This is a genomic window from Richelia sinica FACHB-800, from assembly GCF_014698825.1.
In the GTDB taxonomy this organism is placed as follows: Bacteria; Cyanobacteriota; Cyanobacteriia; order Cyanobacteriales; family Nostocaceae; genus FACHB-800.
Genome location: NZ_JACJTT010000006.1, coordinates 145,095 through 169,812 on the forward strand (window position 1 = coordinate 145,095; position 24,718 = coordinate 169,812).

General features: G+C 39.2%; 25 protein-coding genes and 2 pseudogenes. 12 read left to right on the top strand and 15 right to left on the bottom strand.

The window, feature by feature from the left end; all coding sequences use genetic code 11:
• Positions 1–167: 167 nt before the first annotated feature.
• Positions 168–500: pseudogene (locus H6G73_RS07440) on the bottom strand (Uma2 family endonuclease); the annotation flags it as partial.
• A gap of 181 nt (positions 501–681) precedes the next feature.
• Between H6G73_RS07440 and H6G73_RS07445 the strand changes: the two are divergent.
• Entirely contained in the window at positions 682–2,475 is a 1,794-nt protein-coding gene (locus tag H6G73_RS07445; protein ID WP_190602803.1) for a GmrSD restriction endonuclease domain-containing protein, read from the top strand.
• A 514-nt stretch (positions 2,476–2,989) separates the two neighbouring features.
• Here the strand turns inward: H6G73_RS07445 and H6G73_RS07450 are convergent.
• The 4 genes from H6G73_RS07450 to H6G73_RS07460 all read right to left on the bottom strand — a co-directional run bounded on the left by H6G73_RS07450 (position 2,990) and on the right by H6G73_RS07460 (position 4,931).
• Positions 2,990–3,313 (bottom strand): helix-turn-helix domain-containing transcriptional regulator, encoded by a 324-nt coding sequence (locus tag H6G73_RS07450; protein ID WP_190602806.1) that lies wholly within the window; start codon positions 3,311–3,313, stop codon positions 2,990–2,992.
• Complete coding sequence (locus H6G73_RS07455; protein WP_190602808.1) at positions 3,285–3,629, bottom strand: type II toxin-antitoxin system RelE/ParE family toxin; 345 nt, start codon at positions 3,627–3,629, stop codon at positions 3,285–3,287. The genes H6G73_RS07450 and H6G73_RS07455 overlap by 29 nt, the downstream gene beginning before the upstream one ends.
• A 127-nt stretch (positions 3,630–3,756) precedes the next feature.
• Positions 3,757–3,885 (bottom strand): hypothetical protein, encoded by a 129-nt coding sequence (locus H6G73_RS24750; RefSeq protein WP_256443807.1) that lies wholly within the window; start codon positions 3,883–3,885, stop codon positions 3,757–3,759.
• A gap of 149 nt (positions 3,886–4,034) precedes the next feature.
• On the bottom strand, positions 4,035–4,931 hold the full coding sequence (locus H6G73_RS07460) for an alpha/beta fold hydrolase (protein WP_190602810.1): 897 nt from the start codon (positions 4,929–4,931) through the stop codon (positions 4,035–4,037).
• Between the two features lie 465 nt (positions 4,932–5,396).
• Between H6G73_RS07460 and H6G73_RS07465 the strand changes: the two genes are divergently transcribed.
• Both H6G73_RS07465 and H6G73_RS07470 read left to right on the top strand, forming a co-directional pair.
• The gene (locus tag H6G73_RS07465) at positions 5,397–5,993 is read left to right on the top strand and encodes a hypothetical protein (protein ID WP_190602812.1); all 597 of its coding nucleotides are present in this window, start codon (positions 5,397–5,399) and stop codon (positions 5,991–5,993) included.
• 53 nt (positions 5,994–6,046) lie between these two features.
• Positions 6,047–6,793: an armadillo-type fold-containing protein gene (locus tag H6G73_RS07470; RefSeq protein ID WP_190602814.1), complete on the top strand. Its 747-nt coding sequence runs from the start codon at positions 6,047–6,049 to the stop codon at positions 6,791–6,793.
• Here the strand turns inward: H6G73_RS07470 and tilS are convergent.
• A complete protein-coding gene (tilS, locus tag H6G73_RS07475; protein WP_190602816.1) occupies positions 6,790–7,788 on the bottom strand; it encodes a tRNA lysidine(34) synthetase TilS in 999 nt (332 codons plus the stop codon). The two genes, H6G73_RS07470 and tilS, sit on opposite strands and share 4 nt — an antisense overlap.
• A 50-nt stretch (positions 7,789–7,838) precedes the next feature.
• On the bottom strand, positions 7,839–8,132 hold the full coding sequence (locus tag H6G73_RS07480; protein WP_190602818.1) for an acylphosphatase: 294 nt from the start codon (positions 8,130–8,132) through the stop codon (positions 7,839–7,841).
• Between the two features lie 387 nt (positions 8,133–8,519).
• On the opposite strand from H6G73_RS07480, the gene H6G73_RS07485 reads away from it, so the two are divergent.
• From H6G73_RS07485 to H6G73_RS07495, 3 genes are all read left to right on the top strand, one after another.
• Positions 8,520–8,897, top strand: a complete 378-nt coding sequence (locus tag H6G73_RS07485; RefSeq protein WP_190602820.1) for a DUF1823 family protein — start codon at positions 8,520–8,522, stop codon at positions 8,895–8,897.
• A gap of 261 nt (positions 8,898–9,158) precedes the next feature.
• Positions 9,159–10,199: a 3-deoxy-7-phosphoheptulonate synthase gene (locus tag H6G73_RS07490; protein WP_269468937.1), complete on the top strand. Its 1,041-nt coding sequence runs from the start codon at positions 9,159–9,161 to the stop codon at positions 10,197–10,199.
• A gap of 553 nt (positions 10,200–10,752) precedes the next feature.
• Positions 10,753–11,424, top strand: coding sequence for a hypothetical protein (locus tag H6G73_RS07495; RefSeq protein ID WP_190602824.1), 672 nt, complete (start codon positions 10,753–10,755; stop codon positions 11,422–11,424).
• Between the two features lie 144 nt (positions 11,425–11,568).
• Here H6G73_RS07495 and prmA read toward each other — a convergent pair whose 3' ends face one another.
• From prmA to H6G73_RS07520, 5 genes are all read right to left on the bottom strand, one after another.
• Positions 11,569–12,489, bottom strand: coding sequence for a 50S ribosomal protein L11 methyltransferase (gene prmA, locus H6G73_RS07500; protein WP_190602826.1), 921 nt, complete (start codon positions 12,487–12,489; stop codon positions 11,569–11,571).
• Positions 12,490–12,607: 118 nt separating this feature from the next.
• Positions 12,608–14,188 (bottom strand): phosphoglycerate dehydrogenase, encoded by a 1,581-nt coding sequence (gene serA, locus H6G73_RS07505; protein WP_190602828.1) that lies wholly within the window; start codon positions 14,186–14,188, stop codon positions 12,608–12,610.
• 426 nt (positions 14,189–14,614) lie between these two features.
• Positions 14,615–15,382, bottom strand: coding sequence for a Uma2 family endonuclease (locus H6G73_RS07510; protein WP_190602830.1), 768 nt, complete (start codon positions 15,380–15,382; stop codon positions 14,615–14,617).
• Positions 15,383–15,438: 56 nt separating this feature from the next.
• A complete protein-coding gene (gene panB, locus H6G73_RS07515; protein ID WP_190602832.1) occupies positions 15,439–16,209 on the bottom strand; it encodes a 3-methyl-2-oxobutanoate hydroxymethyltransferase in 771 nt (256 codons plus the stop codon).
• 125 nt (positions 16,210–16,334) lie between these two features.
• Complete coding sequence (locus tag H6G73_RS07520; protein WP_190602834.1) at positions 16,335–17,396, bottom strand: ligand-binding sensor domain-containing protein; 1,062 nt, start codon at positions 17,394–17,396, stop codon at positions 16,335–16,337.
• An 839-nt stretch (positions 17,397–18,235) separates the two neighbouring features.
• Here H6G73_RS07520 and H6G73_RS07525 point away from each other — a divergent pair.
• The 5 genes and pseudogenes from H6G73_RS07525 (at position 18,236) to H6G73_RS07540 (ending at position 21,463) form a co-directional block, all read left to right on the top strand.
• Complete coding sequence (locus H6G73_RS07525) at positions 18,236–19,666, top strand: form I ribulose bisphosphate carboxylase large subunit (protein WP_190602836.1); 1,431 nt, start codon at positions 18,236–18,238, stop codon at positions 19,664–19,666.
• A 90-nt stretch (positions 19,667–19,756) separates the two neighbouring features.
• The gene (gene rcbX / locus H6G73_RS07530; RefSeq protein ID WP_190602837.1) at positions 19,757–20,146 is read left to right on the top strand and encodes a RuBisCO chaperone RbcX; all 390 of its coding nucleotides are present in this window, start codon (positions 19,757–19,759) and stop codon (positions 20,144–20,146) included.
• Between the two features lie 43 nt (positions 20,147–20,189).
• Positions 20,190–20,519, top strand: coding sequence for a ribulose bisphosphate carboxylase small subunit (locus H6G73_RS07535; protein WP_190602839.1), 330 nt, complete (start codon positions 20,190–20,192; stop codon positions 20,517–20,519).
• A 173-nt stretch (positions 20,520–20,692) separates the two neighbouring features.
• A pseudogene (locus tag H6G73_RS25205) lies at positions 20,693–20,830 on the top strand (IS701 family transposase); the annotation flags it as partial.
• 369 nt (positions 20,831–21,199) lie between these two features.
• Positions 21,200–21,463: a hypothetical protein gene (locus H6G73_RS07540; protein ID WP_190602842.1), complete on the top strand. Its 264-nt coding sequence runs from the start codon at positions 21,200–21,202 to the stop codon at positions 21,461–21,463.
• On the opposite strand, the gene ggt is transcribed toward H6G73_RS07540, so the two are convergent.
• Positions 21,457–23,103, bottom strand: coding sequence for a gamma-glutamyltransferase (gene ggt, locus H6G73_RS07545; RefSeq protein ID WP_242034140.1), 1,647 nt, complete (start codon positions 23,101–23,103; stop codon positions 21,457–21,459). The two genes, H6G73_RS07540 and ggt, sit on opposite strands and share 7 nt — an antisense overlap.
• A gap of 242 nt (positions 23,104–23,345) precedes the next feature.
• Here ggt and H6G73_RS07550 point away from each other — a divergent pair, with 242 nt between their 5' ends.
• The gene (locus H6G73_RS07550) at positions 23,346–23,834 is read left to right on the top strand and encodes a DUF4149 domain-containing protein (RefSeq protein WP_190602844.1); all 489 of its coding nucleotides are present in this window, start codon (positions 23,346–23,348) and stop codon (positions 23,832–23,834) included.
• A gap of 3 nt (positions 23,835–23,837) precedes the next feature.
• Here H6G73_RS07550 and H6G73_RS07555 read toward each other — a convergent pair whose 3' ends face one another.
• Positions 23,838–24,128: a TMEM165/GDT1 family protein gene (locus tag H6G73_RS07555; RefSeq protein WP_190602846.1), complete on the bottom strand. Its 291-nt coding sequence runs from the start codon at positions 24,126–24,128 to the stop codon at positions 23,838–23,840.
• A 46-nt stretch (positions 24,129–24,174) separates the two neighbouring features.
• Positions 24,175–24,579: a TMEM165/GDT1 family protein gene (locus H6G73_RS07560; protein WP_190602848.1), complete on the bottom strand. Its 405-nt coding sequence runs from the start codon at positions 24,577–24,579 to the stop codon at positions 24,175–24,177.
• Positions 24,580–24,718: the final 139 nt, after the last annotated feature.

Here is a 24,718-nt window from a genome sequence, read left to right on the forward strand (position 1 = left end):
GTTCATCTGTCTGAGGTATGTTTTTAGGTTTAACTGTCAGAATCAGGATATCCAGGATTAAAGAAATTACAGGATTTTTGTAATCAAATATCCCTGATTTCTAAGATAATTAATATGTAAAATAGAAAGATTAATAAAAGAAGTCGGGGATCTGAAATTTGCTTTATTTATTTTAACATTTCTAGATCAATTCCTAAAGCATTAAGTTGTTCAAGAGAAAGGGCGCGTAATTTTTCTACAAGTTGTTATCGTTTTTGTTTTTCAACTTCTGCTTTTTGCTTTTCAACTTCTGCACGTTCCTCACCTGTTAACAATAAATTCCCTTTTTCATCCCACCAACGCAACCAAGGTAAATCAGCATTTTGATATAAACCTTGCCAAATTCCTAACTCTACTCCTAAAGGTGCAATGGAGTAATGTCCCCGTTCATTGGGTGTCATTAATTGATAATTGTTATCCACCAAATGATAAACTTCGACTTGTGCTTTTGCTACTTCGTAAAAGGAAGTCATAAGTATAACCAAGATTAAAGGATTTACAGGATGTTGATTTGATTTAATAATTTAATATTAAGAGTGATCACTTGACTGATTGTCTGGTATTATATTTATTTTACAAGTAATGATCTTAAATTTTGACAAAAAATAGTAGAAATAGTAGTTTTTAGGAAGGGTAATCATTATGAGTACAAGCAACATTCAATCATCTCCTGTTCAAAGAGAACTTTCAATTAGAAGTGAAAGTGTACAACGAATTTATAATTTTTATGTAAATAATCTATTTTATGCTAATAGGAGATATCAAAGAAAGTTAGTTTGGACTATAGAAGAAAAAAGGGCATTTATAGATTCAATTTTACAAGGTTTTCCCGTGCCTATAATTTTATTAGCAGAAACAGAAAAAGATAAGAAATCTGTATTTGAAATTATAGATGGAATGCAAAGATTAAATGCTATTACGGCCTTTATTGAAGGAGAATTTGATATTCAAGGTAAATATTTTGATTTGCAGACAATGATAGAATCAAAATCTAGATTAGATCAACAACAGTTAGTACAAAAAACTCCTGTTCTCGAAAGGAAATACTGTGAAACTATAGGCAGTTATATTCTTCCACTTTCTGTTTATTCCTTTGATGATAATGATAAAGTGGATGAAGTTTTTAGAAGGATTAACTCTAATGGTAAACATTTATCAAAACAGGAATTACGTTCAGCAGGTGCAACTTCTAAATTTGCTAATTTAGTAAGAATAATCTCAAGCGAAATAAGATCAGATGCATCAGCTTCAGATATTGTTCTTCTTAATGAGATGAAAAAAATTAGTATTACTAATAAAGAACTGGAATATGGTATTAAAGTTGATGATATTTTTTGGGTGAAAAACAAAATTTTAACAAAAGAAATGCTGAGAGAGTCAAGAGATGAACAAATTGTTGCTGATATTATTGCATATATGCTGTTACCTGAGACACCTGGAAGTAGTGCATCTATCTCGGATGAATATTATGGCTTTAAAAATGGTCAACATCAGGAAAAAATAGAAACTTCATTAGTGTTGAAGCAACCTGAATCTATTAGAAAAGAATTTATGATTATATATAATCATATTCGTGAGATATTACAAGAATCAAAAAGAAATTTTAGTGAATTAATTACTTTAAACAATTTGAAATATATGCCTCGTCCTTTTCAAGTAATATTTTTCAGTTTTTACGATTTGGTTTTTCGTGAGAAAATGGAAATAGCTAATTATGATGGATTAATAAAATCCTTAAGAAATATTAATCAAGATATAGATATCACTAGTGGACAAACATGGAGCTATCAAAATAAAAGACGTAACATTAACAAGGTTAAAGGTATTATTAGAGAATTTTTTAAAGTAAGAGATAATAACGATCCTGCTAAAGATTCATGGTTAACAGAGTTTGAAACTCTACTAACTCAATCAAAAACAGAACAAACTTTATATGATTTTAAACAAGGTTTTACACAACTAAATGAACGAGGACAATTTGATCAAGACAGTTTTAGTAAAATAATTCTAACTTTAACTGCAATGGCAAATCATTCGCCTGGTGCAACTGGTTATGTTTGTGTTGGAGTAGCAGATAATGATCAGACAGCAGAAAGGATAAAAAATTTATACAATATTGAACCAATAGAATATAAAAATTTTAAGATAACCGGAATAGAACACGAAGCCAAGAAATTACAGGGGAATATTGATAATTTTTATCGCTGGATTACTCAACAAATTAAATCAGAACCTATTCATCAAACAGTTAAAGACACTATAGGTAGAGAGATTAAAATAATTGATTATTACGATAAAAGTGTACTGATATTTTGTTTAAAAGCTGGAGAAAACCCAATATCATACGATGGAAAATTTTATCAACGTATTGGTGCAAATATTGAAGAAATTAAAGTTGACGAATACGCAGAGCTTTTTAAACGGTTTTCTAAATAAATACAAACATTTGGAGATTTTGTATTTTCCCAATGAGTTATTCTCTAAAAAAATATTTCTCCACCCCTTGACAAAAATCTAACTTCCTGATTCTTGTTATAGAACTCTGTGCGCTCATTCATACTCAAGTTTTCTCACCATAATGATATTTGTCTGAATCAGGATAACCAGGATTAAAGGATGAACAGGATGGTAATTTTGGTTCTTCGGTACTTTTTATGGAGAACCCAGTTCAAAATCATTGAAAGTCTTATTGTGTCGGCATTTCATTGAAAATATGGGCATAATTGTTTATAACCCTTGCCCCGTAAGGGTTTTATGATAATCAATTCTCAACTACCATAAAATATCCGAAAGAGCCGTAATTTTTAGATTGTTTATAATCATTTAAAGACAATCATCAAAAAACATCCTGTAAATCCTAAAATCCTGGACATCTTGATTCAGACAAATAAAATACCCAACATCCTCACAAACAATCTATCCAAACCCCTACCCTAATATCACCCTAAAACTAACTATCTTTAACTTCTAACTTAATTCGATATCCTAAAGCGTCTAAAAATTCAATCAAAGTATAAAGATGATTTCCAGAATTTTCAGACAGCATCTGCTCAAGTTGTTGATATTTCTGTTTAGCTGTTTCCGAAAGATTATTTGCTGCCAATCGGGAGTCAATAATATCTTTTAATGCAGAACGTAAGACTTCAGGTTCACGTCCTTCTTCATTCGATTCTAAAAAAGTTTCTAAATATGCAGCTGCTTCTTCAACATCTTGGAGAGATGAAATTAAATATTCTTTATAACTTTTACTTGTTGGGGTTATTACTTCTTTCATAATCTCTCCAATATTCCTTAGCTATCAAAATATCTTTTTCTTGTGTACTTTTATCGCCACCGCAAAGCAGGAGTACGATTGTAGTTCCTATCTGACCAAAATAGACACGATAACCTGGCCCGTAATCAATTTTGAGTTCACATACTCCTTCCCCAACTGCACGATAGTTTCCTAAATTACCTAATTCTACTCGCTTGAGCCTATTTCTTATTTTAGCTCTTGCCGTTCTATCTCGCAGTGAATCAAGCCATTCTTCAAAAGGAATTTTTCCTTCTAGTGTGATGTAGTTTTGAATATCTCTCGGTTGCGCGTCCACTTTTCATCATTAATTCTGCATAACTTAATTTACCCCGAAGGTGAACTTGACTTGAAATATGATTAAAAAACGCAAAGACACAAAAAACACTTTGCGCCTTTGCGTCTTTGCGCGAAACTAACCTAAACTATGCACCTTCCCGTAATTTATCTAAAACACTGCTGTCTTCCAAAGTCGAAGTATACCCCGACACCCCCTGACCAGCAGTCAAATTCCGCAACAACCGACGCATAATACCCGATCGCGTTTTCGGCAAAGCATCAGTAAACCTGATTTCACCAGGACGAGCGATCGCTTGGAGTGGCCAGCGAAGACTACGTAAAACAAAAAATATTTATGCAAAATGACAATTATCAAAGTGAAACAATATCACCTATTCCCTATTTTGCATAACTACTTATTTACTTACTCAGCTAACAACTTGATAAACTTGCGAATTAAGCCAATTGTTACTGCTGGTAATTCTAATTGTGGTGTTAAACCAACATTGTCTAATTGTTGGAAAAACTTGATACTTTGAGGATTAATTTGTGCTAAACGACGACCAATATCTGGCCCAGTAAATTGGGATTTTTGACCCCAAATAATCGCTGTGGGAGTGGTCAACTGTTGAATGTAGAGGGACAAGTCAAAGCATAGGTCACCACGCACGAAGGATAGTGCTGCATATTCAGCGTTTGGTTGCTGGGCAGATTGGAGATAGGCATCGACAATTTCTTGATAGACTCGATTAGATTGAGCAAATTGTCTTTGGTCTAAAAAGCTCCGAATTCCTCCTTCTGTGGCAATGCCAGTGTTATATAATAGACGGTCAACAATGGGAACACTGACTATTTGGGCAAAAATGCTGCGGGTGTAGTCTTCACCAAAGTCTGAGAGTCCAGCAGGACTGACAAGAATGAGAGATTTAAATAACTGAGGATAAGCGATCGCTACTCTAATAGTAAAGGCTGCGGTGAGAGAAGAGGCGATCGCTACTACTGGCCCGTTGCTAATTTGGCTAATAAATTCTTGAATCGTGGTCAAATAATCATCAAGTTTATAGTTTCTCTGGGGATGTTCGGAACGACCCCAACCGATTAAATCTGGTGCGACGACTCGGTATTCTGAGGCAAAAGCTGGATATACCTTAGACCACTCATAGGCAGAAGACCCACCACCAAACCCATGTAAAAATACTAAAGTTTCTCGGTCAGATGTTAATTTTTCATCCTGCCAAGGTGCGCCTACGGCAGTATAGTATACCATCCTGCCTAGAGAAGTTTTGATGGAGCGTTGCTCAAATCCCAGTGGTTGCAACATAAGTATTTTTTGTTATGTCGAAATTATCAAGTGTCAACTTGAATGATTAATTAATCTCTCTTGTTTATTATCAACTAACCAATCCCTTCCCTGCTTCTCACTAGCGTTGGATGCTGTGGCCGTATTTTTTCATTGGTTGTTCTTTGCCTACAGAGACCATAGTTGTCTGATATTACATCGGTTGACTGAGGATAGCGATCGCTAAATTGAAGGTAAATCAGAGGTGACAAGGGATTTATTCACCAAATTTTTCCGGTTCCCATGTATTAACCATGTACAAGTATATAAACTGTCACTAAGGGAGGAACAGGGGCATGGGGTTTTATGCTATTTTGATTAAAAAACCAGTATTAATTCGGTTTACGAAAATAAATTTGTTGTGTTGAACCGCGTAGGCGATCGTATATCCCACAAAACAATCGGTTGATAAAGATAAAAACTTAAAGTAGGGAAAAGCACTTTGTCATGGGCAATCTGGGTACTCTGCAAGCGGAAAAAATGCTCAGTTTTGAAGAACTAAATCAAGAGTTTGACAACTTTGATTTGCCAAGCCCAATTGTCACCCCCATTTGTCAAAATAACGTTGAAGAATACATAGACCCTTCTCATAGTGATACTTCTAAATGTATTCGCATTAATTTTGATAATCTTAAATCCTTTGAAGTTGTTGAACGTCAATATGAGTCCTGGGGTGTAATCTTTAATAATTCTCTAGCTATACAGCCTTCTAATCCCGCATTTCCAACCAATTCAGGGGCAACAGTATTAATGGCTTCTCCTAAAAATGGAGTATTAGAAGTCATATTTCTCGAACCTGTAGCTTGGGTGAGTGCCTTAGTGACCAGTTCACAACCATTGATATTTTCTGCTTACAACAAAACTGGCCAGCTACTGACTCAATCAACTTTACCGACCGCTAATCTGGCAAATTCCGACTCCGCAATGTCACCGAATACATTATTATCATTAGAGGCAAAGGATATCAAAAGCGTGACTTTCTGTGCCTTTGATGGGCAATTTACAATTGATGAATTTCGCTTTTGTTTTTCCTCCTTAGCCTGATATTAGGTAAAGATTGTAAAGTTATTGATCTTGTATTCGCGTAGGTACACACGGTGACACAGGCTTCTTCTTGGTGGCAATTAATCAATCAAGTTCCAGGAATGAAAACAGGAAGCGCAAAGCAGCGTCATCTCCAGCGTTTTTCAGAACCAGGATTGCTGCTTGGGTTGCTAACAGTTATTGTCGCTATGCTGTTCTGGAACTGGAAGCTGTTATTAGCACTAGTAGTGGGTATTAGTGTCATGACTTGTGCTTATTCCCTGCAAAAATGGAATTGGCAACTCAGTTGGTTAGAAATCCGTAAGTTTTTAGATAGTGCTAACCATCGGTTAGCTTTAGCTGTTACCAGTGGTGGTATAGCTACAGTTGTGACATATATGGCTGCATCCATCTGGGTTGATGCTCAAAGTCATTGGATTGCTGCTGGTGCCATTGTCCAAGGAATAGGGACAATCTTAACTTTAGTGCTGTTGGTGTGGCAAATCTTCAGTCTCAATGGTAAGCGAGAAGAAGATTATTTAGAACAGCTATTACATAATTTAACTGCACCAGACCCTTTAAAACGTTTGGTTGCAGTTCGTCAGTTGACCAAATATCTTAGCCGTCCCCAGGTTGATACAGCTATACAGCAAGATGTAATTGAATGTTTGCAGCTATTACTGACTCAAGAAGAAGAAGAAGTGATTCGTCAAGCAGCTTTGAATAGTTTGCAAATTTTAACGGATACAGAGATATTATCATCCACACCTTTGCAACCTTTAAGACCTATACCCACTAAATTAAAACAAGAACTAGTTTAATTTAGTATAAAATATATCCAATCTCCTTCTACTTTGGCGATCGCACCACCAGGAAAAGGATCTGTTTGAGAACGGTTAGGGGCAGTAATTAAAGCTGTTAATTTTTCAATATGTTCAAACCCTGGTGCCTGTGGCAATATAGCTTGTAAGGTTTGACGCATCACTCGCCGTTGTAAGGCTAAGGGTGCGCTTTTTAATTTTTTGCGGTTTAAACGCCAGATTTCCTGGTCATTTTCCTCCAGTAATTCCTCTGCATCTTCTCGTAATTTTTGAGCAATTTCTTCTAAGTATTCTACCTCTGCTTGTAAGAGTTCTGCCGTTTGTGCTAAGGCTAATTCTACTTGGGGGTTGAAATTTCGTTGCAAATACGGCACTAAATCGAGACGGATGCGGTTACGAGCATATTGTAAGTCTTGATTAGTAGAATCGTCCCAAATGGGTAAGTTGAACTGTTGGCAAAATGCCTCAGTTTGGGAACGGGTAACATCTAAAAGTGGACGGACGACGGTAATTGCTGTTGTTATAGGACGTTGCCAAGTTAAGGCTTGTAAACCATCGGCACCAGTACCCCGCACTAAATTATAAAGTAGGGTTTCCGAGCGATCGCTCGCCGTATGTCCAGTGACGATATATTGATAATTATGAACCTGGGCAATTCTGGTTAAAGCCTGATATCGCCAATTTCGCGCCTTTGCTTCCGTAGAAACATCTTCTTCAGCTACAGCTAAATAAAATGGTAGATTCCAACCTTGCGCTAAATTTTCCACATGTATCGCATTAGCTTGGGAATCATTCCGCCACCGATGGTCACAATGGGCAATACCTAAATTCCATCCCCATTTTGATTGTAAATCTAATAGTAATTTAATTAAACATAGAGAATCCTGACCACCAGAAACAGCCACTAATAAACTTTGGTTATGTTTAAATAAACAACGGCTGCGGATAGTGCGGTGTACTTGGGCATGGAGGGGAGTCCATAAACTTTTCAACATTTGGGAATATAGACCGATGAAACTTAGCACCAATATACTGAAACTAACTGCTAACGCCTCACCTCAAATCCCGACAACCCTTCTGGTGACTCATATTCCAGTACCACTTCCTTCACCATTGCCGCAGGTGGCCCAGCATGACACCACCTTACCATTTCCTCCACAACTTCCCTAGCCCCCTCAAATACTGCTTCCACACGGCTATCAGGCAAATTTCGCACCCAACCAGTTAAACCCAATTCTGTGGCAGTATCTACAGTGGCATAGCGATATCCTACCCCTTGAACTCGACCGGCAATAAAAACATGGGCGCGTACTTGTTTTGGTGGTGAACTATTTTGCATAAACAAATCTGCTTAATTAAAAATGTAAAAAAGCTAATCTTGACATTCTTTTCCACTATTTTCAACAGTTACTGCGTCATGATTTTAGTTAGGGAATGATAATTTTTGATGACTTATACTCCAGTATATTGGATATTAATGGAAGTCATACATTAAAATTATAAACATCCTATTGTAGACATACTCATCAACACCGTGTAATTTTACTAATTTTTAATTTATCTTGTAGTCACTAAAGCAAATAATTAATTTTTGAACAACTAATATCATTTATATCTTCCCTCATCCCCTATCTAAAACTGAATTGTGATATTTTTTCAAGATTCAGTATGATTTAGATACATACTCACAAACAACATCTCTATAATTACAGATTTTGAACCTATCATGTCTAGCCTTCCACCACTCAACACAGACACACTTTGGGCAATTATCAATGATACAATTGATGATCACACAGTTAATCAATTAGTTTGGTATTACTTGGGTTATCGCTACAATTTAACAACAGATCAATGGGACACTAGTCAAGTTGCACCAGAGTGGAAAGAAGAGTACCCCGAACCCCCAAACTTTCTAGAATCTCGTCCAGCTACCATGAAATTAACTCGTTCTATTCCCCAACCCAACAAACAACTTTTGAAAGAAGAACTAGGGTTTAAAGGTTATAAAATTGGAGAATTTGGACCAAGACAAACTCGGAGAGCAACGGCAGCAAATTGGTTATTAAGCCATATGAAATTGTTAGCTACCCAGTCTAATTAACAGAGAAAAATCATAATTTATTGCTGCTTATAAAGCTTTGAGGTGAGTATTTTGCTCACCCTTATTTATACTAATTAGATATAATAGGTATCTGGTGAAAATTAAATGTGTTGTTCCTAGAAACCTTGTAGAGACTTTCCATGGAAAGTCTCTATAATCTTTTCTGGAGATGTCTAATATATTGTATTTTTACTTAAAAATGTGTATATTTAATAATTACCCTACTAAATTGCATCTGCACACACAGAACCAAAAGCTTGGATTATGAACAAATTAATTAACACTAACATTAAAAGTTCTCACGTCTTATTAACACCTCATGAAGTTAAGGCGAAATTACCTTTAACGAAGACTGCTGAACATACTATTTTAAAGTATCGACAAGAATTAGAACATATTCTAGATTTTAAAGATAGCAGAAAATTCATTGTAGTTGGACCTTGCTCAATTCACGACCCACAAGCAGCCCTAGAATATGCTGATAAATTAAAAGTATTAGCAGAAAAAGTCAAAGATAAACTCCTATTAATTATGCGAGTTTACTTTGAAAAACCAAGAACAACAACAGGGTGGAAAGGGCTAATCAATGACCCAGATATGGATGATTCTTTCCATGTTGAAAAAGGTATCTTAATGGCGAGAAATTTATTATTAAAACTCGCTGAACTAGGATTACCCACAGCCACAGAAGCCCTAGACCCAATTATTCCTCAATACATTAGTGAATTAATCTCGTGGTCAGCCATTGGGGCACGTACTACCGAATCACAAACCCACAGAGAAATGGCTAGTGGTTTGTCCATGCCTGTAGGATTTAAAAATGGTACTGATGGTAATATTCAAGTAGCATTAAATGCCCTGAAATCTGCAAAAACCCCCCACAATTTTTTAGGTATTAATCAAAAAGGACAAGTAAGCTTATTTCAAACTAGGGGTAACGACTATGGCCATGTGATTTTACGGGGTGGAAATCAACCTAATTTCGATGTAGAAAGCGTGAAAATAGTCGAGGAACAATTAAAGGCTGAAAATTTACCTCCCAGAATAGTAATTGATTGTAGCCATGGCAATACGAACAAAGACTACAGATTACAACCAGCCGTATTTGAGCAAGTAATTAAACAGATTATAGATGGAAATAATTCCATTGTAGGAATGATGTTGGAATCCCATTTATATGAAGGCAATCAAGCAATTACTGGTAAACGGGAAGATTTAAAATATGGTGTTTCTGTAACCGACAAATGTATTAGTTGGGAAGAAACAGAAAGAATTATTTTATCTGCTCATAGTAACCTATAAAGCTTGACAAGCCTCAGCATTAATTAGCCACTAGATGGTAATGGTTAATTTAGCCAAAACCAAAAGGTGGCTTTTTAGTTTGGGAATATGTAGTTTTTACTTAAGAAAAATTTATATTATGAATTTTAGATAAAGATAAGTGATTTTCGTAATTTTATTTAAATAGCAAGATTTGATATGACTAAACATAATGTTATTAACTGTTTTTGATAGTTGTTATTCTTTCAGGATAAGAATTTCCACTTCTGATTTACTTTTCAGTCTATCAAGCTATTAAATAGATATTTCTTGTTCTAAACTTTACAGAAAAATATAAATTATTTATGAAGTTATATCTTCATAATTTTTACTGACCATAAATCGTGATACTTAAAAATTACGTACATTTTCTAGTTGTCTCATCAGGTGCTCAACTTTAAGTAATTCAGATTGGTCTCCTTACAGTACGTTGCATGTAAATAAAGGACACTGCTATCTGAATGCCATCAAGATGATGGGGTAGACATTTTGCCTGCCCTTATAGATTTCACTGACATCAAAATTGCTGTGCTGTATGAAAATTAAATCAAATTCATTTTGGTCTTTACTCTTAGCTTTACCTATCACTTCTTTAGCTTCAATTCCTGCCTCTGCTGCTACGCTAACATGGTTGGGTGGAACATGTAGTTTGGATATATCTCAAGCAATTCCACCAACATCCTTAACAATTGGTGGGTGTGTTAAAAGTCAGGCAATAAAGGATTTAGATATATCAAACAAGATAAATGATTTACATATTACACTTAGTGTTCTGAACAAGAACACTGGGAAAAATGAGGAACTGAAAACAGATTTCTTTTTCAATGCAGGAACTGAACCTACTGAATATAAACCGATATGGAGTTTTCAGGATTTGATGGGTTTTGGGTATAACGCACAAGATCAAAGAACACAAGCTATTAGTATTGTTGATGCCAAGAGTTATTGGACAATTGACGGAAAAAAAGTTTGTCTAACCAGCCCTGATAAAAAAGTAGAACTTCACTCTAACAAAACATCAGGTTCTAAATTTGCGTGGGGGTTATTAGACTCTGTTTTAGGTTTATTAATTACCCCAGCCTATGCTACTGGGGCTTGTCCTGTTCCTGAACCCGATTCTTCAGCAGGTATGGTCTTGATGGGGACTACATTACTGCTATTGGGTATGAAAATTAAATTGAAAGCCAAAAACCCATCTCATACTTAATCAAGCTTATTTGCCAATTTTTAGTCACAACTATTTTCAGAGATAGGTTGTGTAAAAAATTTTGCTAGCTGGCAGTTATTTTGATTAAATTATCGTCATCCCCCATATCTAGGGGATGACGAGAAAGCAAAATTAACGAGTAAACTAAATCCTACGGGCATTGAAGCAGCACCATTCTTTCCGCTTCCAAAGAGTAGCTACAATCCAACCATTCTGTTCCAAAGCATCAGCAATAGCCTTAGATTGTTCAAGGAGAATACCGCTAAAAATACCCCAACTACTGGATGCCGTAATGCTGCTAATTTCTGGTAGTAATTCGATAATTACATCAGCCAAAATATTGCAGACAACACCATTGACTGGTGCATCAATTTGCGCCTGTACAGCCTCTACACTACCCTGTAATGCTATCAATCTATCTGATGTAATATCATTGAGGGCGCGGTTGCTAATGGTGGATTGTACTGCTAATGGGTCGTTATCAACGGCATAAACTTTTTTCGCACCTAACAGCAATGCACCGATGGAGAGAATTCCAGAACCACAACCAATATCAGCAATAATTTGTGGTTCGTTTTGTTCATCTGACCCAATAAAAGATTTAGGCAGGTCACTCAGACGCATTTCCAGTGATTCTAAGCACAACTGAGTTGTCGCATGGTTACCTGTCCCAAAAGCTACTCCAGGGTCAAGACGAATGACAAGGCGTTCTGTTGAAGCTGGAAAAGGTAGCCAAGCGGGGTTGATGAGAAAGCGATCGCCTATTTCTTGGGGTTGCCAATATTGTTTCCAGCTACTGGCCCAGTCTTCCTCATCAATTAACTGCCAATGCAATATCGGTGCAGAAAGCCCCACACAGAGGGCATCCTGACGCAACCATAAGGATAGTGCCCCTAAATCTAGCAATTGGGCTTGAAAACTGGGTAAATAACCTTTAATTAATGAAGAATTACCTTTACTTTCCGAAGCTGTTCCACGACAACCAAATGTTTCCAGTCGCCAAAAGATAGAATCTTCTAGGTCTGGTTCACATAAAATTTTCAGTTCCCACCAGGTATTTGCCATAAAAGTTTAAATTTAGATTTTTGATTTCCCATTGGTAATGGTAATCGGTACTATCTTTTAAGTTACCAATCACCACTTACCAATTAGCTATCTTCCAGCCAAAATCCAAAATCTAAAGTTACAGTGTGACAGTATAGGCATCACGGATGCCAGGAACTTTGGTGATTTCATCCAAAATACCATCGGGTAATGGATCATCGATACTCAATGCCATAACTGCATCCCCACGGACAATTTTCCGTCCTACTTGCATACTGGCAATATTCACATTGAAACTGCCTAGTAGGGAACCGAGTTTACCAATAATTCCTGGCATATCTCGGTGGAGGGTAAATAGCATATATTTGCTGGGGGGGACGTTAATGGGGAAACCATCAACATCTGTGAGGTGAATTTCCTTATCACCTAACAAAGCACCTGTAACAGAGTGAGTTCCTAAACTACCTGTAGCTTCCAGATGAATTGAACCTGCATAGTCGCGGGCAGAAGCATCTCTAGTTTCAATTACCCGAATGCCTCTTTCTTTGGCTTCGATAGTGGCATTAACATAATTGACTCGTTCCCGGAGAGCTTGATAAAGTAATCCTTTCAAAGCTGCTACTACCAAAGGCTGACTCTTATTGGTTGCTAGTTCCCCTTGCAGTCTCACCGTTAAGGTTTCTACCCGACCTCCGGCCAATTGTCCCACCAAGTTACCCAAGGTTTCTGACAACTGCATATAAGGCTTGAGTTCTTCTAAGACATCGGGGCCTAGTCCAGGGATATTCACTGCGGAACGGGCTGGTAGTCCTAAGAGAACATCGCGAATTTGTTCAGCTACATCAATAGCTACGTTGACTTGGGCTTCTGTGGTGGATGCACCTAAGTGGGGAGTGAGGATGATATCTTTACCAAGCGATCGCAATTCTGACTCACCCAATGGTTCAGAATCAAACACATCCAACGCTGCACCCGCAATTTTACCCTCACGAATTGCTGCTGCTAAAGCTGCTTCATCAATAATTCCACCTCTAGCACAGTTAATAATTCTGGCTGTAGGTTTCATCTTCCCTAAGGTTTTAGCGTTAATTAAATTAGTTGTTTCTGGTGTTTTGGGAATGTGGAGAGTGATATAGTCTGCTTGCTGGAACAGCAAATCTAAATCTACTAATTGACAACCCAGCTGTTCAGCCCGTTCTGTGGAGATAAAGGGGTCATAAGCCAATAATTTCATCCCCATTGCTTTAGCAACATTCGCTACATGGGAGCCAATTTTCCCTAAACCCACCACACCGAGAGTTTTTTTGTATACTTCTGCGCCAACAAAAGTTTTCCGATCCCATTCACCTTTTTTCACAGAAGCATTAGCATCTGGAATGTGACGGGATAACGATAACATCATTGCTAGAGCATGTTCCGCAGCAGCAATGGTATTGCCTTCAGGGGAATTTACAACTACAATACCTTTACGGGTAGCGGCGGGAACATCCACATTATCCACTCCCACACCAGCACGACCAATAATTTTTAATTGTGTGCCAGCTTCTATTATTTCTTGAGTGACGCGAGTTCCAGAACGAATCATCAGTGCGTCATATTCACCAATAATTTCGATTAGTTCTGCTGGCTTAAGACCTGTTTTGACATCAACTGTTGCCACTTGGGAAAGGATGTCAATACCAGCCTGGTCAATGGGATCGGAGACAAGAACCTTGGACATAATTAGGTCATTTAAAGTTACAAATTTTGCTGGACAAGACTTTTAAGTTTAGTCTTTATCTGTTGCCCTTCAGCAAAAAATTATGTGTTTTTATATCAAACCAGTCTCAGCAAACTCCTGACTGATGTTAAGAGTCTGTATGTTTGACCAGACAACATCGGTTGATGAACACCGAGTGTCGGTAGATTTGAAATACCACAGAATCCTAGAATATCAAAGATTGTGACATAGAAATTTGGGAGTTCAGAAGTATGCCTATGGCACGCTACGCGAACAGGAGTTCAGGAGTTACAGAAGTATGCCTACGGCACGCTGCGCGAACAGGAGTTACAGAAGTTCAGGAGTTCAGAAGTATGCCTACGGCACGCTACGCGAACAGGAGTATGGTTAGGGCTGGGCATGAGTTTTAGGCTTTGAGGATAAATTTTAACTGACTGAGTTAGGGTCAATACCTAGTTCTCTTAACTGTTGGGCTAATAAATCAGCCCGTTGGCGTTCTTGTTCGGCCCGTTGATGTTCTTGTTCGGCCCGTTGGCGTTCCTGTTCTGCTTGTTCTTGACTCCAAAGAAGTAAATTTCCTTCTTTATCCCACCACCGTAGCCAATTTGTGGTTTGGCATAATCTTTCACCTTGCCAAATGCCGAGAAATAACTCTATCTCAGGAATCCATATCCTGCCGTTGGCATCTGCTAATTGTAAGGTATATTTGCCATTTTCTAAGTACCGCACTTCTAAACTCGGTTCGTAAAGATCATAGGTAACGTAAGCGGGAACTTTGAGAATCTGTTCGTAGAAGTAAAGTTTACCGTAGGGTGGAGTTGAGCGCACAGATAATTCTCCACCATCTGTATCAGAGAGAAATTCCATCACTACCGCTACTTGTTCACCTTCTAAGTTGGGGGTATAGCTGCGACGAATAATATCTGCTGCTACAGGTTGTACTTGTGGTACATAGAACCAGTCAGGGGCTTTAACGATAATTTTTTTGTTAACCGTGGCTACTAGTCCAAAGTTGGAACCAATGAGCATTTGAGGTTGAATGCGTCCTGCATTACCTAAAGCATCTGTTAGTGCCGCAGCTAGGGTTGGTTGCTGGATATTTTCCACGGGGTCGTCAGGTAAAATATAGTCTGCGGGAAGTGCTTCCCAAGTGATAGTGGGTTTTTTGGGAATGGGGGGAGTTTGCAGAACCATGTTTTGTCTCCGTAGTAAATAGTATGTGGGATTTGGGGCACTAATTAATTACCCAATTAGGGAAATTTTCTTTCCTTCACTTCTGAAACGTAAGTTGCTACGGCTGTAGTAATTTGTTCTCGCAGATTTGTATAAACTTTGGCAAATGGAGGATGTCTTTCTGCTAGTCCTAACACATCAGAAGTAACTAGAACTTGACCATCACAGTCTCCCCCAGCACCAATACCAATAGTAGGAATTCGTAATTTTTGTGTAATTTCTAATGCTAACTGACTGGGAATATGTTCTAATACTACCGCAAAGGCTCCTGCTTGTTCTAGGGCGATCGCTTCTTGTAAGATTCTCTCGCTTGCTTCCTGGGTTTTGCCTTGTTGTCGTAAACCTAGTTGATGAACAGATTGGGGTGTCAAACCCACATGACCCATCACGGGAATACCTGCCTGTACCAGCCGTCCTACAGTTTCCACCATTGCTGGATATCCACCCTCTAATTTTACTGCTTGCGCTCCTGTTTCTTTCAACACTCTCCCCGCCGAGTGCATGGCCTGGGAAATACTTTCTTGATAAGTCAAAAACGGTAAATCAACTACTACTAAAGCCCGTTTTACCCCGCGACGTACAGCTTTAGCATGATAAATCATTTCCTCTAAGCTAATTGGCAGTGTTGTTTCATAGCCGAGAACTGCCGCCATAGAATCACCTACTAAGATTAAGTCTACACCAGCTGCATCTAACAACTGAGCGATCGCATAATCCCAGGCAGTCAAGGCCACAATAGCACGTCCCTGCTGTTTCCATTGAATTAATTGCTGGTTGGTAACTGCCATAAGTGATTTTAAATTCTGGATTTTAGATTTTGGATGAGGTAATGGGTAAGAGGCAATAGGGTTAAGAAATAATAAAACATATGACCATCATTAACTACCAATTACCAATTACCAATCACCAATCCCTACTTCACTGCCCGACCAAAAGCCAGGTGAGGTTCTGCTTTCCTCATATTAGGCATGACCCAAGCTAAACCTTCGCTAGTTCCTACCCACAATTTATTACCCATATCTGCGGCTAGAGTCACTACCTGGCTAGAAGGTAGTCCAGTCACCATATCCAACACAGATCCTGTATGGGGATTTAATCTTAATAAACCATTAGTAGTTCCTACCCAGACACTACCATCTTTAGCAAATTTGATCGATGTTACACTTCTGCCGCGCAGAGGAGTAACAGACCGCAACACTATACCATTTTTAGGATTAACTACTAACAATTGGTTTGGCATTCCCGCCCAAATTAATCCTTCTGGACTAATAGCTAAAGCTTGCACTGTTGCCCCTGGTAAATTATCAATGCGCTTCATGATTAAAGCACTAGCGGTATTTACCCGTATTAATCCATCCAACGTACCTACCCAAAGTTGACCATCTGCATCTAAAGTCATGGCATTGGCACTGACACCAGGCAGATTTCTCAAAGTAGTCATGATTAAACCTTGGTCGGGACTAATCAAAACTAAGCCGCTATCAGTACCTGTCCATAAATAACCACGCTTATCTACTAACAGTGATAAAACTCGCTTGGAAGGCAACAATAAATTTTGAGCAGTAATTTGGTTAGTAAGTGGATCAACTCTGGTCAAACCTTCATAGTTTCCCACCCACAGCCTACCGACTTTATCTTGGGCTAATGCGTCAATGGTAATGTTAGGCAAACTGATCCGAGAAATAATTCTGCCTGTATTTGGGTTAATCCGCGATAAACCTCGCCAAGACCCCACCCAAAGATTACCTGTAACATCTCCCAATAGATGACTAATCCGATAATCTGTTTCTAGAGAGCGTTCTTCCACATCCCGCTCATTGGGTAGTCTATCTATCCGTGGTGGTGGAGGTACGGCAGGATAGGCAGGTTGGGAATTGAGAGAACGATAAGGGTTGGTGTTAACAGTTTGATTTTGTGCAGTTGCTGGAAAGATGATGCTCGGTAACGCTATTAACCCCAGCACAGCTGATGTCATGAATAAATTAGCACACCTGAAAGACAAGGCCACAATCGTACTTCCTTTACAGAGTAATGACTATAACTAGATAACTATTGCCTAAACTGGCTGAAAATTCATTACCAGTGTTCCCTTTATTAGCATTTTTTAAACTTTTTGAGCTAAAAATTTTTTAATCTGCTCACTGCTGATGGTACAGCGTCAAATTCACTCCTGAACTTCCGCACTTACAACTAAAGGCCGTCCTTTGTAAAGCATTCTTAATAAAATATTGAAAACTTTCTTTAATAAGAAATTTAAATGAATAAGTTAAAAAGTTTCAAAGAATAACTTATTGAAATCTTGATATATTGTGAGACAAGTTACAAATTTCGTGGTGTGCAACCTTTTTATCCTTGTCCCACCTGTTACTAAACTGCAAGTATTATGTGTATCGTTCCTTGGCAAAGGAAAGGTATCAGAAAAAATAGGAGAATCAGCAATTAAGCCAACTCCCCTTCAAAACTACCCAATTTTCCAGAATAACTGCCCAGACATAATAAAAACGGCAGAAGTTCCTATGGTGTTGAGTCAGTTTAGTCAGGTAATTAGGACAGATAAAAAAACTTTAGTATTTAGTGATCAGAATGAAAAACTACTGCGTCCAAAATTGAGTACCTATAAGTAAATGTAAAAGGTATTGTATTTTACTGCGTATAAAGTGGTTTTTTGCATCAACACAGATCCTGTCCTAAAGTTCGCCCCAAAATATAAGTTTTCCTTATATCAGCTATGAGAAAGGAAGAAAAAAAAGGGTGAGAGTAATTAGCACATAACGTGATTTGATAGTAAAAAGAGTGACTTCTTGGAAGGAAAATATGTCTTACGCGCAAACGAAGACTCAGTCTAAAGCTGGGTATGAAGCCGGGGTTAAAGATTACAGACTAACTTATTACACACCCGATTACACTCCTAAAGATACAGATATTCTCGCTGCATTCCGTGTTACACCCCAGCCTGGAGTTCCCTTTGAAGAAGCAGGTGCTGCGGTAGCCGCTGAGTCTTCCACAGGTACTTGGACAACTGTATGGACAGACTTGTTAACTGACCTTGATCGCTACAAAGGTCGTTGCTACGACATCGAACCAGTTCCTGGTGAAGATAATCAATTTATTGCTTACATTGCTTATCCTCTGGATCTGTTTGAAGAAGGTTCTGTAACCAACATGTTTACCTCCATTGTAGGTAACGTATTTGGTTTCAAAGCTCTGAAAGCACTGCGTCTAGAAGACTTGCGGATTCCCGTAGCTTATTTGAAGACCTTCCAAGGGCCTCCTCACGGTATCCAAGTAGAGCGCGACAAATTGAACAAATATGGTCGTCCTCTGTTGGGTTGTACAATTAAGCCTAAATTGGGTCTGTCTGCTAAGAACTACGGTCGCGCTGTTTACGAATGTTTGCGCGGTGGTTTGGACTTCACCAAAGACGACGAAAACATCAACTCTGCTCCTTTCCAACGTTGGAGAGACCGTTTCTTGTTCGTAGCTGATGCTATCCACAAGTCTCAAGCAGAAACCGGTGAAATCAAGGGTCACTACTTGAACGTAACTGCGCCTACCTGTGAAGAAATGCTGAAACGGGCTGAGTACGCTAAAGAACTCGGAATGCCCATCATCATGCATGACTACCTAACCGCAGGTTTCACCGCTAACACCACATTGGCTCGTTGGTGTCGTGATAACGGTATTCTGTTGCACATCCACCGTGCGATGCACGCTGTAATCGACCGTCAAAGAAACCACGGTATCCACTTCCGTGTATTGGCTAAAGCTCTGCGGATGTCTGGTGGTGACCACATCCACACCGGTACCGTTGTTGGTAAACTGGAAGGCGATCGCGCTATCACCATGGGCTTCGTTGATTTGTTGCGTGAAAACTACGTTGAACAAGACAAGTCTCGCGGTATCTACTTCACCCAAGATTGGGCTTCCATGCCTGGTGTAATGGCTGTTGCTTCCGGTGGTATCCACGTATGGCACATGCCCGCACTAGTAGAAATCTTCGGTGATGACTCCGTACTACAGTTCGGTGGTGGTACATTGGGTCACCCCTGGGGTAACGCTCCTGGTGCTACCGCTAACCGTGTGGCTCTGGAAGCTTGTATCCAAGCTCGTAACGAAGGTCGCAACTTGGCTCGTGAAGGTAACGACATCATCCGCGAAGCTGCTAAGTGGTCTCCTGAATTGGCTGCTGCTTGCGAACTGTGGAAAGAAATCAAGTTCGAGTTTGAGACAGTTGATACCGTCTGATCCAGGCTGAAGGTGCAAGGATGAAGGTTAATGATAATAACCTCATCCTTTAAACTGCATTCTTCATCCTATAGAGGGGACGGGTCAAGCATGAATCTCAAGCAAATTGCGAAAGACGCGGCCAAAACTCTCCAAAGTTATCTGACTTATCAGGCGCTGAGGACTGTTTTGGCACAGCTAGATGAAACAAATCCACCATTGGCAATCTGGTTACATAACTTTTCTGCGGGAAAAGTTCAGGATGGAGAAAGATACATCGAAGAACTGTTTCGAGAGAAGCCAGATTTAGCCCTGCGGATTATGACTGTAAGAGAGCATATCGCTGAAGAAGTGACAGATTTCTTACCAGAAATGGTGCGCGCGGGTATTCAACAAGCCAATATGGAACAACGTCGGCAGCATCTTGAACGCATTACGCAATTGAGTTTATTTGAACCCACCCCAGAAACAGATTCTAACTCGGATAACATATCCGGTTAGCGCCTTAATTAAGTAGTAAACAATAGCCACTCATCATTTAGCTATGCAGACCTTACCAAAAGAGCGTCGTTACGAAACCCTTTCTTATTTACCCCCCCTGTCTGACGCACAAATCGAAAAGCAAGTTCAGTACATTCTGAACCAAGGTTATATTCCTGCGATTGAATTCAACGAAACTTCCGAACCTACTGAGTTCTTCTGGACAATGTGGAAGTTACCTTTGTTCAATGCAAAAACCACTCGTGAAGTATTGGGTGAAGTTCAAGCTTGCCGTTCTCAATATCCTACCCACTACATCCGTGTTGTAGGTTTTGACAACATTAAGCAATGCCAAATCCTCAGCTTCATCGTTCACAAACCCAACAGATACTAAAACCTGAGTTGGTTTAATTTAAGTTATTTATCCCCCAAGGAGAGGTAGTGATTTCTATCTCTCTTTTTTTATAGTTTTTCTGGGTTAGGTATCACTTCGTAATCTGCGGGAAGCAAGCTACCACCTAGCCTACTCATCTGTTTGATTCTTGTCTAAAATTGGTATAACTTCTGTCCCTATTACTCTGGCTTCGACTCAAAGATATAGTGTATAAAACTGGTCAAACAATTTATCAAATTAAGCACTCCTTACTGTCAAATTATTTAGTTCAGCAACTAAAACAGCTGGATGTTCCCATGCTTATTGTCTAGTTGTTTGGCACTGGCCACCGTCGCTTGTGACAGTTGCGTAAGTCCTGATAAATTAATCAATTTTCCATATTTCTCTAAAAATAGTATTACTTGTTACATACATTTCCCAAAACCGTAGATAACATTAAAAAAATCTTCTCCTTACAGGAGATGTATATAATCAAAGGAACATTTTTTGTACATGTTTATTTCCCCATTGGCAGATTAGCCACCCAAAGGAGTAGGCAGATTTCAGTAATTTCCCTGCAAAGAATAATGATTTAAGGGCTTTATATTGGATATGAAGCCATAAAGTACACCGCAAGGGTGAGGTATTGCTTCACCGTAGTCGGTCATTATGCAACATACGCTAATGCAAAGGAGTTTGCCATGCAACGACAAATGTGCTGGTTGTCTAAGTCTAATGGCGATGATGAAAAAATATTGTACTTGCAAGCTGCACCTGGTCAACCTTGGCGACCTTACACAGCTTTTCCTCAGTTTTCAGTGCCAGATTACAGGATTCCTGGGGGTTCTAAAGGTTGGGCAACCTATCAAAAACTGTTAAAGGTTGGTTGGACTTTAGTTCCTAGTGCCAGAGCTAGTGAATTTGCCAATCCTGTTTATGCAGAATCGACTGTACATAATCAATAGCCTTGAGCAGTTCCTTCTCCGCGAGGATCGGCTGCTGCTTCTAGATTACCATTTTTTTGAACAACGATCGCATTTCCATTCCCCCAAGGCATAACTTCTTTAATTTTATGTCCCCGACGGCTTAGGTCTTGCAGCGTTAGGGCATCTAAACCCCAAGGTTCTACACGCAGTTCATCAGGAAGCCACTGGTGATGTATGCGTGGGACGGATATTGCTGCGCCCACATCCATGTTGTATGTGAGAATATTCAAAATCACTTGCAATACTTGAGTAATGATGGTGCTACCACCAGGGGCCCCTACTACCATTCGCAGGCGATCGCTTTCGGTGACAATAGTAGGAGTCATGCTAGATAGAGGAGTTTTGCCTGGTGCTATGGCATTGGCATCATTGCCAACTAAACCGAAAGCGTTAGGTACTCCCGGTGCAATAGCAAAGTCATCCATTTCGTTGTTCAAAACTATTCCTGTTCCTGGTGTGACAATGGCTGCACCAAAACCTAAATTAATGGTGAAAGTTAAACTGACGGCATTTTTATCTGCATCTATAACATTCAGATGACTAGTTTCTGTTGACTCTTGAGGAAGACGAGAAAATTTACGACTTTTGATGAGGGAATTTTGCCTTGTATCTAGTCCTGGTTTAATATCTGTCGAAGGTGTAGCCACATCCATATTAATTTCCTGGCGGCGCTTTTGACCATAAGCCGGACTAATCAGTTGTGAAACGGGAACTTTGACAAAATCAGGATCGCCTAAATATTCAGCGCGATCGCGATAGGCCCGTTTCATGGACTCTGTTAACAAATGTAAAGCCTTCGGGTGATGCCATCCCCACGCTTGTAAATCTGTGTCACCAATCATATTTAAAATCTGCAATAGGTGGACACCACCAGATGATGGGGGTGGCATAGAACAAACCCTAGCTTGGCGAAATTGACCACATACAGGGGTGCGCCAAATGGGTTTATATGCCTTTAAATCTGCAAGAGTGATTAAACCGCCGTTTTTCGCCATATCTGCGGCGATAGTTTGGGCGATGTTACCTGTGTAAAAACTTTGGGGATTTTCAGCAATACTGGTTAAAGTTTTAGCTAAATCACCTTGTATTAACCTTTCTCCTGGTTGATAAAATTCGCCGTTGCGGGTGAAGATTTGTTTGGCGGCTAAGTTGTTGAGAATAGCCTGTTTACGAATGGAAAAGGCAGAAAGAGAACGCCAAGAACTTTTATTACTAATTATAAAACCGTCTTTTGCTAGTGCGATCGCAGGTTTAACTACATCTGGCCAAGGTAACTTGCCATAACGCCGATGCACTTCATACATACCTGCCACAGTTCCCGGTGTGGCTACTGCTAAATATCCAGTAGTGCTAGCATTAGGACGCACTTTCCCCTCTCTATCCAAATACATATTTTTAGTAGCTGTCAGGGGTGCCCGTTCCCGAAAATCTAAAGCTTGAATTGACCCTGTTTTGCCAGAATGTAAAAGTAAAAAACCACCACCACCAATACCCGCCGAAAAAGGTTCCACTACCGAAATAGCAAAAGTTGTAGCCACTGCTGCATCAACCGCATTTCCACCTTTTTTTAATATTGATAGTCCTGCTGCCGTTGCCAAAGGGTGTGCAGAAACTACCATAGCCTTTTTGCTGCGTACAGGTACAGTGATAGTTGCTGATGCAGCTTGGTAGGTAAAGATAGCACTAAGAGAAAAACAGGTTAGGAGAAATTGGTAGGATTTAGCAAGCCAGGGCAAAGTAAAAAGAATTTTCAAGATTTTGTATCTAATATATCTATTTTGTAAAGGATAGTTGATATTTATTGTCAAATCAATTCTTGAGGTTAGAAACTAAAAGAATATAACACTGGCAATTATGCTTTATGAATACTATTTCTAAACTGGAATTTCATCGGCCAGGTTGGCAAACAGCTATTGCCTTGACCTTGGGCTTGTGGCTAAGTGCAAGTTTGCTTTTAGATTGGGTAATCATGCCTATTCTTTATTTTGCAGGCATGATGAATGAGGCGAGTTTTGCCACCGCTGGCTATTCAATTTTCTGGAACTTTAATCGCTTAGAAATATTAGCAGCAGCGACTATCTTTACTGGCGTTTTGGCTGTGAGTAAATTGCAGTCCCACTGGCGTGTTAGCTGTATCTTGTTATCTGGATTGCTTTTAACAGTAACTTTCCTAGATACTTACTTTCTCACACCGCAAATGTGTGCTTTGGGCAGTCATTTCAATTTATTTACAGCAGCAAATCCTGTTCCCACCAGCATGAATTTACTTCATAGTGGTTATTTTCTGCTGGAAACTTTGAAATTAGTGGCAGGTGGCACGCTGTTGAGTTGGTGCTGGCGGGAAGTTTAACAACTATGATTCTGATTCTGCTTCACTGCTGGGCAAAAGTAGGCGAATAGCCAGGACAGCAAACCCTAAAGCAGCGATCGCTTTTAATAACCTGGTTGGTAATATTTCTGCCACTGCACCTCCAGCTAATGCACCTAAAAAGCTGGTTAATAACAGTGCCCCGGCTGTACCAAAGAAAACTGCCTTTTGAGACTGACCGCGACCAGAAAGAGCGATCGCTGCTAACTGGCTTTTGTCACCTAATTCAGATAAAAACACTGTGATAAAGCTGAGTCCTAAAAGATGCCAATTCATAATTCAAATTTGTGCAGATAAATTTGTGCAGAGATTTAATAACTGTCTAACCTTGGATTACATCCCAAATCAACATCACAGAAATCAGCAACAACATCATCCCAGCTGATTTTTCCACGGTTTTCGGGCTGAGTTTGCTAGCTATCCAACCACCTAACAGCACACCTAATAAACTAGTAGTGATGAGGGCCAGTGCTGAACCAATGAACACGACCCAAGGCTGATGGGATTCTGCGCTCATTAATAAAGTTGAGAGTTGAGTTTTGTCACCAATTTCCGCTAAAAATATGGTAATAAAGGTAGTGGCAAATACTGCCCAAACAGACTCCTGTTTTTTGCTACCTGTGCTTAATCCAGACTGGGGTTGAGCATGATTGTTTTCTTTTAGTGCTAACTGACCATCAGTTGCCGATACTTCAGCGATTTTTAAAGGTGCAGAGTCAAGTTTCACAGGCAGTCCATTAAGTATTTTTCATATTTCTTTCATTTTCTCAGATAGATGTAACAAATTGCAACTCCTCTGCTTGAGTTTTTTTGCCCACTTCGCCACTCAAGGGTTCAGCACAAGCCCAATCATTGATTCAGCACAT

What these genes read in the sequence shown, in the direction of transcription:
- prmA (WP_190602826.1), bottom strand. Translation starts at nt 12,489, where the DNA reads ATGGCAAATACCTGGTGGGAACTGAAAATTTTATGTGAACCAGACCTA.
- H6G73_RS07480 (WP_190602818.1), bottom strand. Translation starts at nt 8,132, where the DNA reads ATGCAAAATAGTTCACCACCAAAACAAGTACGCGCCCATGTTTTTATT.
- H6G73_RS07535 (WP_190602839.1), top strand. Translation starts at nt 20,190, where the DNA reads ATGCAGACCTTACCAAAAGAGCGTCGTTACGAAACCCTTTCTTATTTA.
- H6G73_RS07445 (WP_190602803.1), top strand. Translation starts at nt 682, where the DNA reads ATGAGTACAAGCAACATTCAATCATCTCCTGTTCAAAGAGAACTTTCA.
- H6G73_RS07550 (WP_190602844.1), top strand. Translation starts at nt 23,346, where the DNA reads ATGAATACTATTTCTAAACTGGAATTTCATCGGCCAGGTTGGCAAACA.
- H6G73_RS07495 (WP_190602824.1), top strand. Translation starts at nt 10,753, where the DNA reads ATGAAAATTAAATCAAATTCATTTTGGTCTTTACTCTTAGCTTTACCT.
- H6G73_RS07485 (WP_190602820.1), top strand. Translation starts at nt 8,520, where the DNA reads ATGTCTAGCCTTCCACCACTCAACACAGACACACTTTGGGCAATTATC.
- ggt (WP_242034140.1), bottom strand. Translation starts at nt 23,103, where the DNA reads ATGGTAGTTTCTGCACACCCTTTGGCAACGGCAGCAGGACTATCAATA.
- H6G73_RS07510 (WP_190602830.1), bottom strand. Translation starts at nt 15,382, where the DNA reads ATGGTTCTGCAAACTCCCCCCATTCCCAAAAAACCCACTATCACTTGG.
- H6G73_RS07555 (WP_190602846.1), bottom strand. Translation starts at nt 24,128, where the DNA reads ATGAATTGGCATCTTTTAGGACTCAGCTTTATCACAGTGTTTTTATCT.
- rcbX (WP_190602837.1), top strand. Translation starts at nt 19,757, where the DNA reads ATGAATCTCAAGCAAATTGCGAAAGACGCGGCCAAAACTCTCCAAAGT.
- serA (WP_190602828.1), bottom strand. Translation starts at nt 14,188, where the DNA reads ATGTCCAAGGTTCTTGTCTCCGATCCCATTGACCAGGCTGGTATTGAC.
- H6G73_RS07520 (WP_190602834.1), bottom strand. Translation starts at nt 17,396, where the DNA reads ATGACATCAGCTGTGCTGGGGTTAATAGCGTTACCGAGCATCATCTTT.
- H6G73_RS07465 (WP_190602812.1), top strand. Translation starts at nt 5,397, where the DNA reads ATGGGCAATCTGGGTACTCTGCAAGCGGAAAAAATGCTCAGTTTTGAA.
- H6G73_RS07450 (WP_190602806.1), bottom strand. Translation starts at nt 3,313, where the DNA reads ATGAAAGAAGTAATAACCCCAACAAGTAAAAGTTATAAAGAATATTTA.
- H6G73_RS07525 (WP_190602836.1), top strand. Translation starts at nt 18,236, where the DNA reads ATGTCTTACGCGCAAACGAAGACTCAGTCTAAAGCTGGGTATGAAGCC.
- tilS (WP_190602816.1), bottom strand. Translation starts at nt 7,788, where the DNA reads ATGTTGAAAAGTTTATGGACTCCCCTCCATGCCCAAGTACACCGCACT.
- H6G73_RS07540 (WP_190602842.1), top strand. Translation starts at nt 21,200, where the DNA reads ATGCAACGACAAATGTGCTGGTTGTCTAAGTCTAATGGCGATGATGAA.
- H6G73_RS07460 (WP_190602810.1), bottom strand. Translation starts at nt 4,931, where the DNA reads ATGTTGCAACCACTGGGATTTGAGCAACGCTCCATCAAAACTTCTCTA.
- panB (WP_190602832.1), bottom strand. Translation starts at nt 16,209, where the DNA reads ATGGCAGTTACCAACCAGCAATTAATTCAATGGAAACAGCAGGGACGT.